Source organism: Serratia sp. K-E0102 (assembly GCF_029962625.1).
GTDB lineage: Bacteria > Pseudomonadota > Gammaproteobacteria > Enterobacterales > Enterobacteriaceae > Serratia > Serratia sarumanii.
In genome coordinates this window covers 2,339,443-2,354,380 of sequence record NZ_CP124754.1, presented here as the reverse complement: position 1 = coordinate 2,354,380, position 14,938 = coordinate 2,339,443, and the positions used below count along the sequence as shown (strand labels likewise).

At 61.6% G+C, this 14,938-nt stretch carries 17 protein-coding genes; 12 read left to right on the top strand and 5 right to left on the bottom strand.

What is annotated here, in order from left to right:
- Positions 1 to 8: 8 nt before the first annotated feature.
- Together SSARUM2_RS11455 and SSARUM2_RS11450 are read right to left on the bottom strand one after the other, a co-directional pair.
- Positions 9 to 377, bottom strand: coding sequence for a hypothetical protein (locus tag SSARUM2_RS11455; protein WP_060452952.1), 369 nt, complete (start codon positions 375 to 377; stop codon positions 9 to 11).
- A complete protein-coding gene (locus SSARUM2_RS11450) occupies positions 374 to 970 on the bottom strand; it encodes an NUDIX domain-containing protein (RefSeq protein ID WP_060452951.1) in 597 nt (198 codons plus the stop codon). The genes SSARUM2_RS11455 and SSARUM2_RS11450 overlap by 4 nt, the downstream gene beginning before the upstream one ends.
- Positions 971 to 1,067: 97 nt before the next feature.
- Between SSARUM2_RS11450 and SSARUM2_RS11445 the strand changes: the two genes are divergently transcribed.
- The 3 genes from SSARUM2_RS11445 (at position 1,068) to SSARUM2_RS11435 (ending at position 3,614) form a co-directional block, all read left to right on the top strand.
- Complete coding sequence (locus SSARUM2_RS11445) at positions 1,068 to 1,823, top strand: DeoR/GlpR family DNA-binding transcription regulator (RefSeq protein WP_033654756.1); 756 nt, start codon at positions 1,068 to 1,070, stop codon at positions 1,821 to 1,823.
- A gap of 136 nt (positions 1,824 to 1,959) precedes the next feature.
- Positions 1,960 to 2,958 carry an adenosine deaminase gene (gene add, locus SSARUM2_RS11440; protein ID WP_019455941.1) on the top strand — a complete coding sequence of 333 codons (999 nt, stop codon included), beginning with the start codon at positions 1,960 to 1,962 and terminating at the stop codon, positions 2,956 to 2,958.
- A gap of 110 nt (positions 2,959 to 3,068) precedes the next feature.
- Complete coding sequence (locus tag SSARUM2_RS11435) at positions 3,069 to 3,614, top strand: AAA family ATPase (RefSeq protein ID WP_060452950.1); 546 nt, start codon at positions 3,069 to 3,071, stop codon at positions 3,612 to 3,614.
- An 11-nt stretch (positions 3,615 to 3,625) separates the two neighbouring features.
- Here SSARUM2_RS11435 and SSARUM2_RS11430 read toward each other — a convergent pair whose 3' ends face one another.
- Complete coding sequence (locus tag SSARUM2_RS11430) at positions 3,626 to 4,630, bottom strand: bile acid:sodium symporter family protein (RefSeq protein ID WP_060429981.1); 1,005 nt, start codon at positions 4,628 to 4,630, stop codon at positions 3,626 to 3,628.
- Positions 4,631 to 4,703: 73 nt separating this feature from the next.
- Positions 4,704 to 5,744, bottom strand: coding sequence for an oxidoreductase (locus SSARUM2_RS11425; RefSeq protein WP_049212107.1), 1,041 nt, complete (start codon positions 5,742 to 5,744; stop codon positions 4,704 to 4,706).
- 231 nt (positions 5,745 to 5,975) lie between these two features.
- Here SSARUM2_RS11425 and SSARUM2_RS11420 point away from each other — a divergent pair, with 231 nt between their 5' ends.
- The 4 genes from SSARUM2_RS11420 to rsxC all read left to right on the top strand — a co-directional run bounded on the left by SSARUM2_RS11420 (position 5,976) and on the right by rsxC (position 10,127).
- Positions 5,976 to 6,416 (top strand): DUF2569 domain-containing protein, encoded by a 441-nt coding sequence (locus SSARUM2_RS11420; RefSeq protein ID WP_060452949.1) that lies wholly within the window; start codon positions 5,976 to 5,978, stop codon positions 6,414 to 6,416.
- Between the two features lie 135 nt (positions 6,417 to 6,551).
- The gene (rsxA, locus tag SSARUM2_RS11415) at positions 6,552 to 7,133 is read left to right on the top strand and encodes an electron transport complex subunit RsxA (protein WP_004938443.1); all 582 of its coding nucleotides are present in this window, start codon (positions 6,552 to 6,554) and stop codon (positions 7,131 to 7,133) included.
- On the top strand, positions 7,133 to 7,705 hold the full coding sequence (gene rsxB, locus SSARUM2_RS11410; RefSeq protein WP_004938428.1) for an electron transport complex subunit RsxB: 573 nt from the start codon (positions 7,133 to 7,135) through the stop codon (positions 7,703 to 7,705). Before rsxA ends, rsxB begins: the two co-directional genes overlap by 1 nt.
- Positions 7,698 to 10,127: an electron transport complex subunit RsxC gene (gene rsxC / locus SSARUM2_RS11405; protein WP_060452948.1), complete on the top strand. Its 2,430-nt coding sequence runs from the start codon at positions 7,698 to 7,700 to the stop codon at positions 10,125 to 10,127. The genes rsxB and rsxC overlap by 8 nt, the downstream gene beginning before the upstream one ends.
- 32 nt (positions 10,128 to 10,159) lie before the next feature.
- Here the strand turns inward: rsxC and SSARUM2_RS11400 are convergent, their stop codons facing one another.
- Positions 10,160 to 11,053 carry a helix-turn-helix domain-containing protein gene (locus SSARUM2_RS11400; RefSeq protein ID WP_039566349.1) on the bottom strand — a complete coding sequence of 298 codons (894 nt, stop codon included), beginning with the start codon at positions 11,051 to 11,053 and terminating at the stop codon, positions 10,160 to 10,162.
- A 24-nt stretch (positions 11,054 to 11,077) separates the two neighbouring features.
- Here SSARUM2_RS11400 and SSARUM2_RS11395 point away from each other — a divergent pair, with 24 nt between their 5' ends.
- From SSARUM2_RS11395 to nth, 5 genes are read left to right on the top strand one after another with little or no spacing between them, the layout of a single operon-like run.
- Positions 11,078 to 11,422: a hypothetical protein gene (locus SSARUM2_RS11395; RefSeq protein ID WP_125875309.1), complete on the top strand. Its 345-nt coding sequence runs from the start codon at positions 11,078 to 11,080 to the stop codon at positions 11,420 to 11,422.
- Positions 11,419 to 12,504 (top strand): electron transport complex subunit RsxD, encoded by a 1,086-nt coding sequence (gene rsxD / locus SSARUM2_RS11390; protein WP_060452947.1) that lies wholly within the window; start codon positions 11,419 to 11,421, stop codon positions 12,502 to 12,504. The genes SSARUM2_RS11395 and rsxD overlap by 4 nt, the downstream gene beginning before the upstream one ends.
- Before the next feature lie 9 nt (positions 12,505 to 12,513).
- Positions 12,514 to 13,143 (top strand): electron transport complex subunit RsxG, encoded by a 630-nt coding sequence (rsxG, locus tag SSARUM2_RS11385; protein WP_033654762.1) that lies wholly within the window; start codon positions 12,514 to 12,516, stop codon positions 13,141 to 13,143.
- Positions 13,140 to 13,838 (top strand): electron transport complex subunit E, encoded by a 699-nt coding sequence (locus SSARUM2_RS11380; RefSeq protein ID WP_033638408.1) that lies wholly within the window; start codon positions 13,140 to 13,142, stop codon positions 13,836 to 13,838. The genes rsxG and SSARUM2_RS11380 overlap by 4 nt, the downstream gene beginning before the upstream one ends.
- Complete coding sequence (nth, locus tag SSARUM2_RS11375; protein WP_060452946.1) at positions 13,838 to 14,479, top strand: endonuclease III; 642 nt, start codon at positions 13,838 to 13,840, stop codon at positions 14,477 to 14,479. The genes SSARUM2_RS11380 and nth overlap by 1 nt, the downstream gene beginning before the upstream one ends.
- Positions 14,480 to 14,938 lie beyond the last annotated feature (459 nt).

The following is a 14,938-nucleotide window of genomic DNA, read 5'->3' as shown; positions in this document are numbered from 1 at the left end:
CCCCTGTGTTACCCCTGAACAGGCAGGATCTCCTCCAGGCGGCGATAGACCGTCAGGCCCCACTCGTTGGCCAACCGCACGTCGTTATCGGCCCCCGCAGATGCCCCTTCGATGCGATACACCGCCTGACACTGCGCAATCAGCCGATGGGCCACCGGGTAGAGAAACGCCTCGCTCACCGCATCGCCAACCTGCGTGGAACCCGCCGCGGCCGCCAAAGGCAGCGCCAACCACTCGCCGATCACCGGCACGTGCCCCCGCTGGTAAACCGCCAGCGCCGCCTGTTCCAGGCGCGCCAGATTGGCAGCGATACGCTGCGGATCGCCATCGGTGCCGCTGCGATAGGGGCCGGCGATCAGGATTTGTTGCGCTTTCATCGTTCTTCCTCCAACGTGCGGTTCAAGGCGACAAACTGCAGCAGCATGATGGTCTTGGCGTCAACGATCGTGCCCTGGCGAACCGCCTGCAGGGCTTGCGCCAGCGGCAGCTCGAGCACCTCCAGATCTTCCCCCTCCGCCACCACCCCGCCGCCCTCGTTGACGCGGTCGCCCGCCTGATATTCGCCGACGAAAAAGTGCAGCTTCTCGGTGACCGAGCCGGGGCTCATGTAGGCTTCGAACACCTTCTCCACGTTCTGCACGAAATAGCCGGTTTCCTCTTCCGCTTCGGCGCGGATGCGCGCCTCCGGCGACGCGTTGTCCAGCAGCCCGGCGGCGGCCTCAATCAACATGCCGTCATGGCCGTTGACGAACACCGGAAAGCGGAACTGGCGCGTCAGAATCACCGTTTGCGCCCGCCGGTTGAACAGCAAAATCACCGCGCCGTCGCCGCGATCGTAGGTCTCGCGACTTTGCCGCTGCCAAACGCCATCGCGCCGCAGAAAATCAAAGGTGATTTTTTTCAGCAGGTACCAGTCATCGGACAACACCCGGGTTTCGACAATGCGAACCCTGTCTTTGGTGGCTATCATCGGTTTACTCCGCCAGAGGAAGGAAATTGATACTATCGTGCAATTTCGTGTATGATCAAGATATTTCGTGCAAAGCAAATTTGAGAGGAAAATGGCCATGTTGACCAGCCAGCGCAAGAAAATCATCCTGGAAAAACTGGCCCAGGATGGCCAGGTGTTGGCCAAGCAGCTCAGCGAAATGTTCGGGTTGTCGGAAGACACTGTCCGGCGCGATCTGCGCGAACTGGACGCCGAGGGGTTGCTGCAACGGGTACATGGCGGCGCCCTGCCGGTTTCCTCTGCCATTGCCAGCTTCGCCGAGCGCAATCAGTTGGAATCCGGCGCCAAACGCGCGATCGCCAAAGCGGCGGCGGCGATGATCGCCCCCGGCCAGGTAGTGATTATCGATGGCGGCACCACCTCCGCCGAGCTGGTCAGGCAGCTGCCGCCCAACCTGAACGCCACCATCGTCACCCACAGCCCCAGCGTTGCCGTGGGCCTGGTCGATCACCCCACGGTGGAGGTGATCCTGATCGGCGGCCGGCTGTACAAGCATTCGATCGTCAGCGTCGGCGCCGCCGCGGTGGAAGCGATGTCGCATATTCGCGCCGATATCTATTTTATGGGCGTAACCGGCGTGCACCCCACCGCGGGGCTGAGCACCGGCGATCTGGAAGAGGCCTACATCAAGCGGGCGCTGGCGGCCCGCGCGGCGGAAACCGTGGTGCTGGCCTCCGCCGCCAAGCTTAACGCCGCCTCGCAGTATGCGATCGGCGATATTACGCTGGCGCATACCATCATCGTTGAACGCGCCACCGACGACGCATTGATCGCGCCGTTGCAGCAGGCGGGCGTCAGCGTGTTGAAAGCCTAATTCACGACGATAATGCGATAGATCTCGCATTATTTGTGATTCAAGTCACTTTTTTATGCAACGAGATGGCAAGTTTCATTCATTTGTTTTTATACTGTTCTGCACTTTACCTACGATAAATTAGCGAGTGCCCAGCATGATCGATCCCCGCCTACCGCTTACCGACATTCACCGCCATCTCGACGGCAACATCCGCGCGCAGACCATTCTCGACCTCGGTCGCCAATTCAATCTCGCCCTGCCGGCCAACGATTTGGAGAGCCTGCGCCCGCACGTGCAGATCACCCACGCCGAACCGGATCTGGTCAGCTTCCTGCAGAAACTGGACTGGGGCGTGGCGGTGCTGGGCGATCTGGACGCCTGCCGCCGGGTGGCCTACGAAAACGTCGAAGACGCCGCCAACGCCGGCCTGCACTACGCCGAGCTGCGTTTTTCCCCTTACTACATGGCGATGAAGCACCAACTGCCGGTCGCCGGCGTGGTGGAAGCGGTGATCGACGGGATCCGTTCGGGCTGCCGCGATCGCGACATCGACATTCGCCTGATCGGCATCATGAGCCGCACCTTTGGCGAGGCCGCCTGTCTGCAGGAATTGGAAGGGTTGCTGGCGCACCGCGACGGCATTACCGCGCTGGATTTGGCTGGCGATGAGCTGGGCTTCCCCGGCAGCCTGTTCCTCAACCACTTCAACCGCGCGCGCGACGCCGGCCTGCGCATCACCGTGCATGCGGGCGAAGCCGCCGGCCCGGAAAGTATCTGGCAGGCGATCCGCGAGCTGGGCGCCGAGCGTATCGGCCACGGGGTGAAAGCGGTTGAAGATCCGGCGCTGATGGATTTCCTGGCGGAACACGGCATCGGCATCGAGTCCTGCCTGACCTCCAACATCCAGACCAGCACCGTGCCTTCGCTGGCGCAGCATCCGCTGGCCACCTTCCTGCGCCACGGCGTGCTGGCATCGATCAACACCGACGATCCGGCGGTTCAGGGCATCGAGATCGAGCACGAATACCGCGTCGCCGCGCCGCAGGCCGGGCTGACGCCGGAGGAAATCCGCACCGCGCAGGAAAACGGTCTGAAGCTGGCCTTCCTCAGCGAGCAGGAAAAACAGGCGCTGCGCGCCAAAGTGCAAGGTTAAATTCCCCCAAGGCGCCACACGGCGCCTTCTTCTCATCCCCCGTTTTCTTCCGCCAGCTCGTCTTTATCGCTGTTTTCACCCATAACTCTGCCGCACTAGAGGAATTTCTTATGTCTGAAAAACTACGCCGCATCGTGCTGACCGGCGGCCCGGGTTCGGGCAAAAGCACGCTCATCGAGGTTCTTCATCGCCGTGGCTACCCGCATTCGCAGGAGGCGGGCCGGGCGATTATTCAGGATCAGGTGAGTATTGGCAGCAATGCGCTGCCGTGGGGCGATCGCCAGGCTTTCGCCGAGCGGATGCTGGATTGGGAACTGCGCTCATGGCGGGAAGCGACGGGCGCAACATGCTGGTTCTTCGATCGCGGCCTACCGGATATCGCCGGTTACCTGACGCTGTGCGGGTTGCCGATCCCCGCCCCCTTAACGGCGGCGATCGGCGCTTTTCGCTATGCCGATACGGTGTTCATCGCCCCACCGTGGCGAGCGATCTACGCGCAGGACAGCGAGAGAAAACAATCTTTCGCCGAAGCCGAGCAGACCTATCGAGCGATGCTGGCCGTCTACCGTCGATCGGGCTATCGGCTGCAGGAACTGCCGCGCGCCTCACCCGACGAGCGCGCCGACTTTCTGCTCGACACGCTGGGCTGCCGTTAGCGGCCTGCGGTCTATTTGGCCGCCAGCGTTTCCGCCTCGGCCCGTTGTTTGGCGGTTTTACGCGCATAGCGCTGCGCCAGCACCGCGCACACCATCAGCTGCACCTGGTGGAAAATCATCAGCGGCAGCACCATGGCGCCCACCGCCGCGGCCGGGAACAGCACGTTGGCCATCGGGATGCCGTTCGCCAGGCTCTTTTTCGAGCCGCAGAAGACGATGGTGATTTCATCGGCGGTGTTGAAGCCCAGCCAACGCGCCGCATAGGTGTTGATCACCAACACCACCGTCAGCAGCACCAACGACATCACCAGGATGGTCAGCAGCGACCAGCCGTCGATGCGATGCCAAATCCCTTCCACCACCGCCGCGCTGAACGCAGTATACACCACCAGCAGGATCGACGAGCGGTCGGTCAGGTTGATCAGCTTACGATGGCGATCGACCCACTTGCCGATCAGCGGCCGCGCCAGATGGCCAACCACAAATGGCACCATCAATTGCAGAATGATTGAACCGATGGCGTGCAGCACGTCGGTATTGCCGCCCTGGGTATGCATCAACGCGCCCACCAGCAGCGGCGACAGGAACACGCCGAGAATGCTCGACGCCGAGGCGCTGCAGATCGCCGCCGCCACGTTGCCGCCCGCCGCCGAGGTAAAGGCGATGGCCGATTGCACCGTGGCCGGCAGCGCGCACAGATAGAGGAAGCCGAGATAGACCGTCGGCGTCATGATGCCCGGCACCAGCAGATTCATCGCCAGCCCAAGCAGCGGGAACAGCGCAAAGGTGCTGAGGAACACCAGCAGGTGCAGCTTCCAGTGGCTCATGCCGGCGACGATCGCCTCGCGCGACAGCTTGGCGCCGTGCATAAAGAACAGCAGCGCGATGGCGGCGGTGGTCAGGTGTTCAAAGAAGGTTTTCCAGATGCCTTCGCAAGGGAACAGCGAGGCGACGATCACCACCAAAATCAGAACCAGCAAAAATTTATCAATGCGCAAACGCTGCAACCAGGACATGAAACGGATTTCCTTGCACGTAAAGTCGTAAAAAGGCCCGACGTTGCGCCGGGCCACAGAGAAATGGACGGGCTCAGACCACCGGCAGCGCCTGCTGCAGCCGGGCCGATTCCAGCCCCAGTTCGATCAATGCCATCACCGCGATGGCGTCGGCGGCCGGCACCGGGTTTTCGCCGATGCCGGCGATCGCGTCGCGCACCGCGGCGTAATAGGCCGGGTAGTTGCCGGGAATGTTGAGCAGCGGCTGCTCCGCCAGCAGATCGCCACGTGACAGCGTCACCACGCCGTCGCGCATGTCATAGCCCCAGTCGGCCTGCGGCAGGCGCTCGCCGGCCTTCAGCCGGTCTTCCTGCGGATCGAGGCCGTATTTGATATAGCTGCCGCGGGTGCCGTGCACCACGTAACGCGGGCTCTCCGCCGCCGCCAGCATGCTGGCGTGCAGCACCACGCGGCGATCGCCATAGCTCAGCAAGGCGTGGAAATAGTCCACCGCCTGCGCCCCCGGCCGCAATTCCCCCAGATCGACGAACAGCCGGTCGGGCTTGCCGAAGAGTTGTAGCGCCTGATCGAGCAAGTGCGGCGCCAAATCGTACCAGATACCGCTGCCGACGCCGCCCTGTTCACGCCAGCGCTGGCGCACCTGCGGCCGGTAGCGATCGAAATGCGACTCGAAATAGACCACCTCGCCCAGCGCGCCCTCATTCAGCAGCGCTTTCAAGGTAAGGAAGTCGCTGTCCCAGCGGCGGTTGTGGAACACCGACAGCAGTAAACCGCTCTGCTGCGCCTGCTGTTGCAGCGCCTGCGCTTGTGACAATGTCACGGTAAACGGTTTATCCACCACCACATGCTTGCCGGCGGCCAGCGCCTGCTGAGCCAGCGGGAAGTGGGTGTCGTTGGGAGTGGGAATCACGATCAGATCGAGGGTGGGATCGGCGAACAGCGCCTGCGCATCGCCCACCACCGCCATCGACGGCCAGTCGGCGTGCACTTTGCCGGCATCGCTGCTGGAGACGGCAGCCAGCTCCAGCCCCGGCGTACCGGCGATCAGCGGCGCATGAAAGGTTTTGCCGGCGTAGCCGTAACCGACCAGCCCGACACGAATTTTCTCAGCCATGGGATTTCCTCTTGCAGGCTCACGACAGACCTTTCGATTTGACACCATGCGGCCGGATGGAACAAGAAGTAAATGAGATGTTAATTTGAAGCGGGCTTAATACGGCGTCGAGTAGCCAAACGTGCTGCCACCCGCCGCGATGCCGAGCTATCCGGTTGATTGAGATGACGAAGCCGGTATTACCCGCTAAGCTATGCCGCCTGTGATCCCCGTTTCAATCAGGAAGCCTTTATGTCTCAAGCTGAATACTCTCGTATCGGCGGTTGGTTGCTGGCCCCGATGGCCTATCTGATCGTCACCCTGCTCAGCGCCAGCCTGATGCTGCTCCTGTACGCCATGGCGATCTTCATGCCCGAATCGCGCGACTACCTGCTGACCAACGCCCAGGCGTTTACCCTGCAATGGTACTTTTCGGTGCTGACCACGCTCTTGATGTGGTGCTTCACCCTGTGGCTGCTGTGGCTGTTTTGCCAGCGCTCGCAGCGCTTTCCCAAACTGTTCTTGCTGTGGCTGCTGATCACGGTGCTCCTGGCGGTGAAAGCCTTCGCCTTCGCGCCGGTGCCGGATGAAGTGGCAGTGCGCAGCCTCGGCTGGCCGCTGCTGATGGCGGCGCTGCTGGTGCCTTACATCAAGCGCTCGCAGCGGGTCAAAGGCACCTTTATCGAACGTTAAGGGCGGTTGCAGCACGTTTTATCGGGTGTTTTGTGTAAATTTTCGCCAAAAAAGGCAATACCCCTGCGATTCATATGTTGTCGTCCGGCCGCCGATTCCCGATAATAGGCGGCTTTTATTTTTTTAGGCATCGCAATGACCGAATACCTGCTCCTGTTTGTCGGCACCGTACTGGTGAACAACTTCGTTCTGGTGAAGTTTCTTGGCCTGTGCCCGTTCCTCGGCGTTTCCAAGAAGCTGGAAAGCGCCATCGGCATGGGAATGGCCACCACCTTCGTCATGACGCTGGCCTCCGTCAGCGCCTGGGTGATCAACACCTTTATTCTGGTTCCGCTGGATCTGGTGTACCTGCGCACGCTCTCCTTCATTCTGGTGATCGCCGTCGTCGTGCAGTTCACCGAGATGGTGGTGCGCAAGACCAGCCCGGCGCTCTACCGCCTGCTGGGCATCTTCCTGCCGCTGATCACCACCAACTGCGCGGTGCTGGGCGTGGCGTTGCTTAACGTTAACCTCGGCTACAACTTTCTGCAGTCCGCCGTGTACGGCTTCAGCGCCGCCGCCGGTTTCTCGCTGGTCATGGTGCTGTTTGCCGCCATTCGCGAACGTCTGGCGGTCGCCGACGTGCCGGCGCCGTTCCGCGGCTCCTCGATCGCGCTGATCACCGCCGGGCTGATGTCGCTGGCCTTTATGGGCTTTACCGGGCTGGTGAAATTCTAATGACTGCGTTGTGGATAGCTATCGCGGCTTTAAGCGCGCTCGGGCTGCTGTTCGGACTGGTGCTGGGCTACGCCGCGCGCCGTTTTGAGGTGGAGGAGGATCCGGTCGCCGAGCAGGTCGACGCGATCCTGCCGCAGAGCCAGTGCGGCCAGTGCGGCTACCCCGGTTGCCGCCCCTACGCCGAGGCGGTGGCCAACGGCGAGATGATCAACAAATGCGCGCCGGGTGGCGAACAGGTGATGTTGAAACTGGCGGAGCTGCTCAACGTCGAGCCGCAGCCGCTGGGCAGCGAAGCCGCCGCCGAGCCGGAGCGTAAAGTGGCCTATATCGACGAGGCCAACTGCATCGGCTGCACCAAGTGCATTCAGGCCTGCCCGGTGGACGCCATCGTCGGCGCCACCCGCGCCATGCACACCGTCATCACCGACCTCTGCACCGGCTGCGACCTGTGCGTCGCCCCTTGCCCTACCGACTGTATTGAAATGAGACCGGTCGCCACCACCACCGCCAACTGGAAGTGGGACATGAAGACGATCCCGGTGCAAGTGATCCACGTGGAGCAACATGCTTAATCTGTTCGCCGCCTTTAAAAAAGACCGGATCTGGGATTTCAACGGCGGGATCCATCCGCCGGAAATGAAAACGCAGTCCAGCGGTGCGCCGCTGCGTGTCGCTCCCCTGCCCAAGACCTTTATCATTCCGCTGCAACAGCATCTGGGGCCTGAAGGCGAGCTGTGCGTCAATGCCGGCGATCGGGTGTTGAAAGGCCAGCCGCTGACCGTCGGCCGCGGCCGCACCGTGCCGGTTCACGCCCCGACCTCGGGCACCGTCAGCGCCATCACGCCGCACATCACCGCGCACCCTTCCGGGCTGACGGAGCTGTGCGTGATTATCGAGGCGGACGGCGAAGACCGCTGGTGCGAGCGCGATCCGGTGGCTGACTACCGCCAAGCGCCCGCCGCGGATCTGATTCAACGTATTCATCAGGCCGGCATCGCCGGTCTGGGCGGCGCCGGTTTCCCGACCGCCAGCAAGCTGCAGGGCGGCATGAGCGGCGTGGAAACGCTGATCCTCAACGCCGCCGAGTGCGAGCCTTACATCACCGCCGACGATCGCCTGATGCAGGAACATGCCGATCAGATCGTTGAAGGCACGCAGATCCTGCAACATATTCTGCGACCCAAGGTCACGCTGATCGGCATCGAAGACAACAAACCGGAGGCGATCGCGGCGCTGAAGCAGGCGTTGCGCGGCCAGTCCGGCATTGCGCTACGCGTTATCCCCACCAAATACCCGTCCGGCGGCGCCAAACAGCTGACCAAGATCCTGACCGGCAAGGAAGTGCCGCACGGCAAGCACTCCTCTGCCATCGGCGTGTTGATGCAAAACGTCGGCACCGCCTTCGCCATCAAGCGAGCGATCGTCGACGGCGAACCGCTGATTGAGCGCGTAGTGACCCTGACCGGCGACGCGATCGAGCACCCGGGCAACCTGTGGGCGCGCATCGGCACGCCGGTGCAGCACCTGCTTGACTTCGCCGGTTTCCGCCCGCAGGCGCAGCAGATGGTGGTCATGGGCGGCCCGCTGATGGGCTTTACCCTGCCTGCGCTGAACGTGCCGATCGTCAAGATCAGCAACTGCATTCTGGCGCCGACGGTCGATGAAATGACACCGCAGGAGCCGGAGCAGTCCTGCATCCGCTGCGGCCTGTGCGTAGACGCTTGCCCTGCCGGGCTGCTGCCGCAGCAGCTGTACTGGTTCAGCCGTGGGCAGGAGCACGACAAGGCGCGCAACCATAACCTGTTCGACTGCATTGAATGCGGCGCCTGCGCGTTCGTCTGCCCCAGCAACATCCCGCTGGTACAGTACTACCGTCAGGAAAAGGCCGAGATCAAGGCTATCGATCTGGAAGCGGCGCGCGCCGCCGAGGCCAAGGCGCGTTACGAAGCCAAGCTGGCCCGCCTGGAGCGCGAGAAGCTGGCGCGCGAAGAGCGGCACAAAAAAGCCGCCGTCAAACTGACCGACGACGATCAGGGTGCGGTGCAGGCCGCGTTGGCGCGCGTGCGCAGCAAAAATGCCGAAGCGGCGGTCACGCCGGTCGACGGCCAGCAGCCGGATAACAGCGAAATGATCGCCGCCCGCGAAGCGCGTAAAGCGCAGGCGCGTGAACGCCGCGCCCAGTTGGCGGCCGAGGCGGAAAAAGAGGCGCCACCGGCGGCCTCCGGCGACGACGCGCGCAAAGCCGCCGTGGCCGCGGCGCTGGCCCGCGTGAAAGCGCGCAAGGAAGCGCCGGCCGCAGACAACGCCGCCCCGGCGGCAACAGAGGACGATCCGCGTAAAGCGGCCGTTGCTGCCGCCCTGGCGCGCGTCAAAGCCAAAAAGGCAGAGCAGCTGGCAGATACCCCAGCCGCAGCGGAACCGGCGCCGGCAGCCGCCGAAGAAGATCCGCGCAAGGCGGCGGTCGCTGCCGCTCTGGCGCGTGTCAAAGCCAAGAAAGCGGCGCAGCAGACGGATGCCCCTGCAGCGGCGGAAACGGCGCCGGCAGCCACCGAGGAAGATCCGCGCAAGGCGGCGGTCGCGGCGGCTATCGCCCGCGCCAAAGCCAAGAAAGCGGCGCAGCAGGCGGACGCCCCTGCAGCGGCGGAAACGGCGCCGGCAGCCGCCGAAGAAGACCCGCGCAAGGCGGCGGTCGCGGCAGCTATCGCCCGCGCCAAAGCCAAGAAAGCGGCGCAGCAGACGGATGCCCCTGCACCGGCCGAAACGGCGCCGGCAGCCACCGAGGAAGATCCGCGCAAGGCGGCGGTCGCGGCGGCACTGGCGCGTGTCAAAGCCAAGAAAGCGGCTCAGCAGGCGGATGCCCCTGCAGCGGCGGAAACGGCGGCGGCAGTCACCGAGGAAGATCCGCGCAAGGCGGCGGTCGCGGCGGCTATCGCCCGCGCCAAAGCCAAAAAAGCCGCCAGGGAATCGCTGGCGGCGGAAACGGAAGACAAATGATGACAGCGGCGCCTGGCTGACGCCGGCGCCGTTTAATCGATAGAGATCAGGTAGGTGTAATCCACATCAATCTGGCGCAGTTTGGATTCCGGATTCCACTCTTTGGTTTGAATGATCTCCATTTCCATACTGCCGCGCACTTCATCCTTCAGCCCCGGCATTACATGCGACATCAGGTAGCCGAAAAACTGCAAACACTCTTTCGCCGAACCCTTATGGTTGATGGAGATAAACTCGCGGCTCGGCAGATGGAAAGTGTCGATTTGATAGTTGGAAAGAATATCTTTTTTGTGTTCAGGATCGACCGCCATCACCAGCGTGGATGAGAGCTCGTCGCCCTCCCCGGCATGAGGGGAGTAGATGCTGTAAATCCGCCGACAGTCGACGTGCAGCCCCTTGAAGAAGTCGTTGAAAATCTCGTCCTTCATCGCCATGCAGGAAGAGTACTCCAGCTCCTGTTCGGAGGCGAAATCCAGCCGGCGCGTGAAACCGACCAACTGCATCTCGGGCAGCGTCAGCCGCTTCACTTCCGGGTAATAACCGGCGCCGTAGCTGGCATCGAAGTTAAAGCGCGGCATCAGGTTTTTCACGTCCCAGTGCGTCATCGATCGGTAGCGATTGGGCGTGGTGCCGAAGCGCTGCTTGAACATGCGGGTAAAGGTCTGCTGAGAGTCGAAGCCCAGCTCATCGGAGATGTCGATGATCGAGCGACGAGTAATGCGCAGCGCCACCGCGGCGCGCGTCAGGATACGCGAACGGATGTAGGTGGCGAGTTGAATGCCGGTAATACGCTTGAATTTACGCTGCAGATGCCACTTGGAATAGCCCGAAATACGCGCGACTTCATCCAGGTTTGGCCGTTTCTCCAGATGTATCTCCACCCACTCAATTAGCTCTTCAATAAAAAAAATGTCTTCATTTGTCATTATTATGGGTTCACTGACTCAATAATGTTCGCGATAGTAACCTACACGGATTATGTGAAAGTTGTTATTTTGTGCGGAAATCTGGTGAAAAATGATATTTCATTCATACGGTTAACCCATTTATTGCGGTCGATGGCGGCACAAGTTCCACTGACAATTCCTCACGTTAGCCCATTTTCCGGCCAAAAAAAAATCAAATCGCGCCGTCCCGATCGCCAGATGCGCGGAAAGCCGAATACCCCTATCATTAAGGCGTATTACCCTCGCATCGAATCAGGTAGAATGCTCGGCTATTATTTTTGCCGCGCCCGCAATTCGGCGCATCGAAACTGCCGCAGGCGCGGCGCAGAAGGTATCGTTACTCTATGAAGTTCAGGCCGGTATCACCCACAGCCGCCAAAGGCTTACACATCGCCAGCTCGCCGTTCACCCACAACCAGCAAAGCACCAGCCGCATCATGCTGTGGGTGATGCTGGCGTGCATTCCCGGCATCGCGGCGCAGATTTGGTTCTTCGGCTACGGCGTATTGATTCAGGTGGCGCTGGCGGCGATCGTCGCGCTGGCCGCAGAAGGCGCGATCCTCAGGCTGCGCAAGCTGCCGGTGCGCAGCCGGCTGGCGGATAACTCCGCCCTGCTGACCGCGCTGCTGCTCGGCATCAGCCTGCCGCCGCTGGCCCCGTGGTGGATGATCGTTATCGGTACCTTCTTCGCCATCGTCATCGCCAAGCAGCTGTACGGCGGCCTCGGGCAGAACCCGTTCAACCCGGCGATGGTCGGTTACGTGGTGCTGCTGATCTCCTTCCCGGTACAGATGACCAGCTGGCTGCCGCCGGATGAGCTGCGCGCCACCGCGCTGTCGCTCCACGACACGCTGCTGGCCATTTTCAGCGGCCATACCTCGCAAGGCGCGACGCTGCACGAACTGCAGATGGGCGTGGACGGCATCAGCCAGGCCACGCCGCTCGACGGCTTCAAAACCGGCCTGCGCAGCGGCCACAGCGTGGAACAGGTGTTACAGCAGCCGCTGTTCGGCGGCGCGCTGGCCGGCATCGGCTGGCAATGGGTCAACCTCGGCTTCCTGGCCGGCGGCCTGTTTATGCTGGCGCGCCGCCTAATCCATTGGCAAATCCCTTTCAGCATGTTGGCCACCATCGCCTTCTGCTCTGGCCTTGCCTGGTGGATCGATCCGGCGCATCAGGCTTCGCCGCTGATCCACCTGTTCTCCGGCGCCAGCATGCTGGGCGCGTTCTTTATCGCCACCGATCCGGTCAGCGCCTCCACCACGCCTAAGGGCCGCCTGATCTACGGCGCACTGATCGGCGTGCTGGCCTGGCTGATCCGCGTCTATGGCGGCTACCCCGACGGCGTGGCTTTCGCGGTGCTGCTCGCCAACATCACCGTCCCGTTAATCGACCACTACACGCAGCCGCGCGTGTACGGCCATCGCTGAGGAGCCGCCATGCTGAATTCCATGAGAAAGCACGGCACCACGCTGGCGGTGTTCGCGGCGGTCACCACCGGCCTGACTGCCGTGGTCTATACCTTGACGAAAGGCACCATCGCCCATCAGGCGGCGCTGCAGCAAAAAGCGCTGCTCGATCAGGTGGTGCCGCCGGAAAACTACGACAACATTATGCAGAACGAATGCCTCCTGGTCAGCGATCCGGCGCTGGGCGACGGCGCGCCGCACCGCTTGTACCTGGCGCGCAAAAACGGGCAACCGACCGCCGCCGCGCTGGAAACCACCGCGCCGGACGGCTACTCCGGCGCCATCAAGCTGCTGGTCGGCGCCGATTTCAACGGCACGGTGCTCGGCACCCGCGTGATTGAACACCACGAAACCCCGGGGCTGGGGGACAAAATCGAACTGCGCATTTCCGACTGGATTTCCTTCTTCAGCGGCAAGAAAATCGAAGGCCCGGACGATAAGCGCTGGGCGGTGAAGAAAGACGGCGGTATGTTCGATCAGTTCACCGGCGCCACCATTACACCGCGTGCGGTGGTCAATGCAGTGCGCCGCACGGCGTTGTATATGGAAACGCTGCCGCCTAAACTTGAAAGCTTACCTGCGTGTGGAGCCGCCGAATGAGTGAAGCCAAAGAATTGATCGTCCAGGGGTTGTGGAAGAACAACTCCGCCCTGGTGCAGCTGCTGGGCATGTGCCCGCTGCTGGCGGTGACCTCCACCGTCACCAACGCGCTCGGCCTGGGGTTGGCCACCACCCTGGTTTTGGTCTTGACCAACGCCTCGATTTCCGCGGTGCGCCGCTGGGTGCCGAGCGAAGTGCGTATTCCGATCTACGTGATGATCATCGCCGCGGTGGTGAGCATCGTGCAGATGCTGATCAACGCCTATGCCTTCGGTTTGTATCAGTCGCTCGGGATCTTTATTCCGTTGATCGTGACCAACTGCATCGTGGTCGGCCGTGCCGAAGCGGTGGCGGCGCGAAAACCGGTCGGCCTCTCGGCGCTGGACGGTCTGGCCATCGGCCTCGGCGCCACCGGCGTGATGGTGACGCTGGGCTCGATGCGAGAACTGTTGGGCAACGGCACGCTGTTCGATGGCGCCGACCAGCTGCTGGGCGGCTGGGCCAAGTCGCTGCGCATCGAAGTGGTGCATTTCGACAGCCCCTTCCTGCTGGCCATGTTGCCGCCGGGCGCCTTTATCGGCCTGGGGCTGCTGCTGGCGGTCAAGTATCTGATCGACGAAAAAATGAAGGCGCGCAAAGCCCGCGCCGTGGCGGTGGAACCGCTGCTGGAACAAGGACGTGCTGAGAAGGCCTGATGAACAAGCAGAAGCGACTGGAAATTCTGACCCGGCTGCGCGACAACAACCCGCATCCGACCACCGAGCTGGTGTACACCACGCCGTTTGAACTGCTGATCGCGGTATTGCTGTCCGCACAGGCCACCGACGTCAGCGTCAACAAAGCGACCGCCAAGCTTTATCCGGTCGCCAACACCCCCGCCGCCATGCTGGCGCTGGGGGTTGATGGCGTCAAGGAGTACATCAAGACCATTGGCCTGTTCAACAGCAAGGCCGAAAACGTGATCAAAACCTGCCGCATGCTGCTGGAGCTGCACGGCGGCGAAGTGCCGGAAGATCGCGCCGCGCTGGAAGCGCTGCCGGGCGTCGGCCGCAAGACCGCCAACGTGGTGCTCAATACCGCCTTCGGCTGGGCGACCATCGCCGTGGACACCCACATCTTCCGGGTGTGCAACCGCACTCACTTCGCGCCAGGCAAGAACGTCGATCAGGTGGAAGAGAAGCTGTTGAAGGTGGTGCCCGCCGAATTCAAGATCGATTGCCACCACTGGCTGATCCTGCACGGGCGCTACACCTGCATCGCGCGCAAACCGCGCTGTGGCTCCTGCATTATCGAAGACCTGTGCGAGTATAAAGAAAAGGTTTATCCGGAATCCTGAGTCTGTTGGGTGCGGCAAACCGCACCCGTCGCCACCTCTCCCCCCGCCAGCGCCTCTTTTTTATCGGAAATGTGATATCGCGCAGCAGTAACCCCGGCAATTTCGAGGTTTTCAGTGAAAAACTCAGTGCCGTGTTATTTTCAAGCGAAAAATTAGTCGAAAATTGCGGTGAACGTCACGCTTTCAGGATCACAAGGCGTTCACAAATGCCAGTACCGTTTTCCCAAATTTCTATAATTTTACAAAATGCGCCATGTGCACAACATTCCAACGGATTAATAACCTCACCTACACTGATGCGCTAAAAAATAGCAATTCAGCAGAATATATCCCTGTTTAAAATTCGTATAGCTTTTAATCAAAACAAAAAATCGGCAAACCATTAAAACCCGAAAGTTAATACTGCATAACATTTGCAACATCGCGGCATAATCCTGCGGGCGTTAAATGTAACCGAAT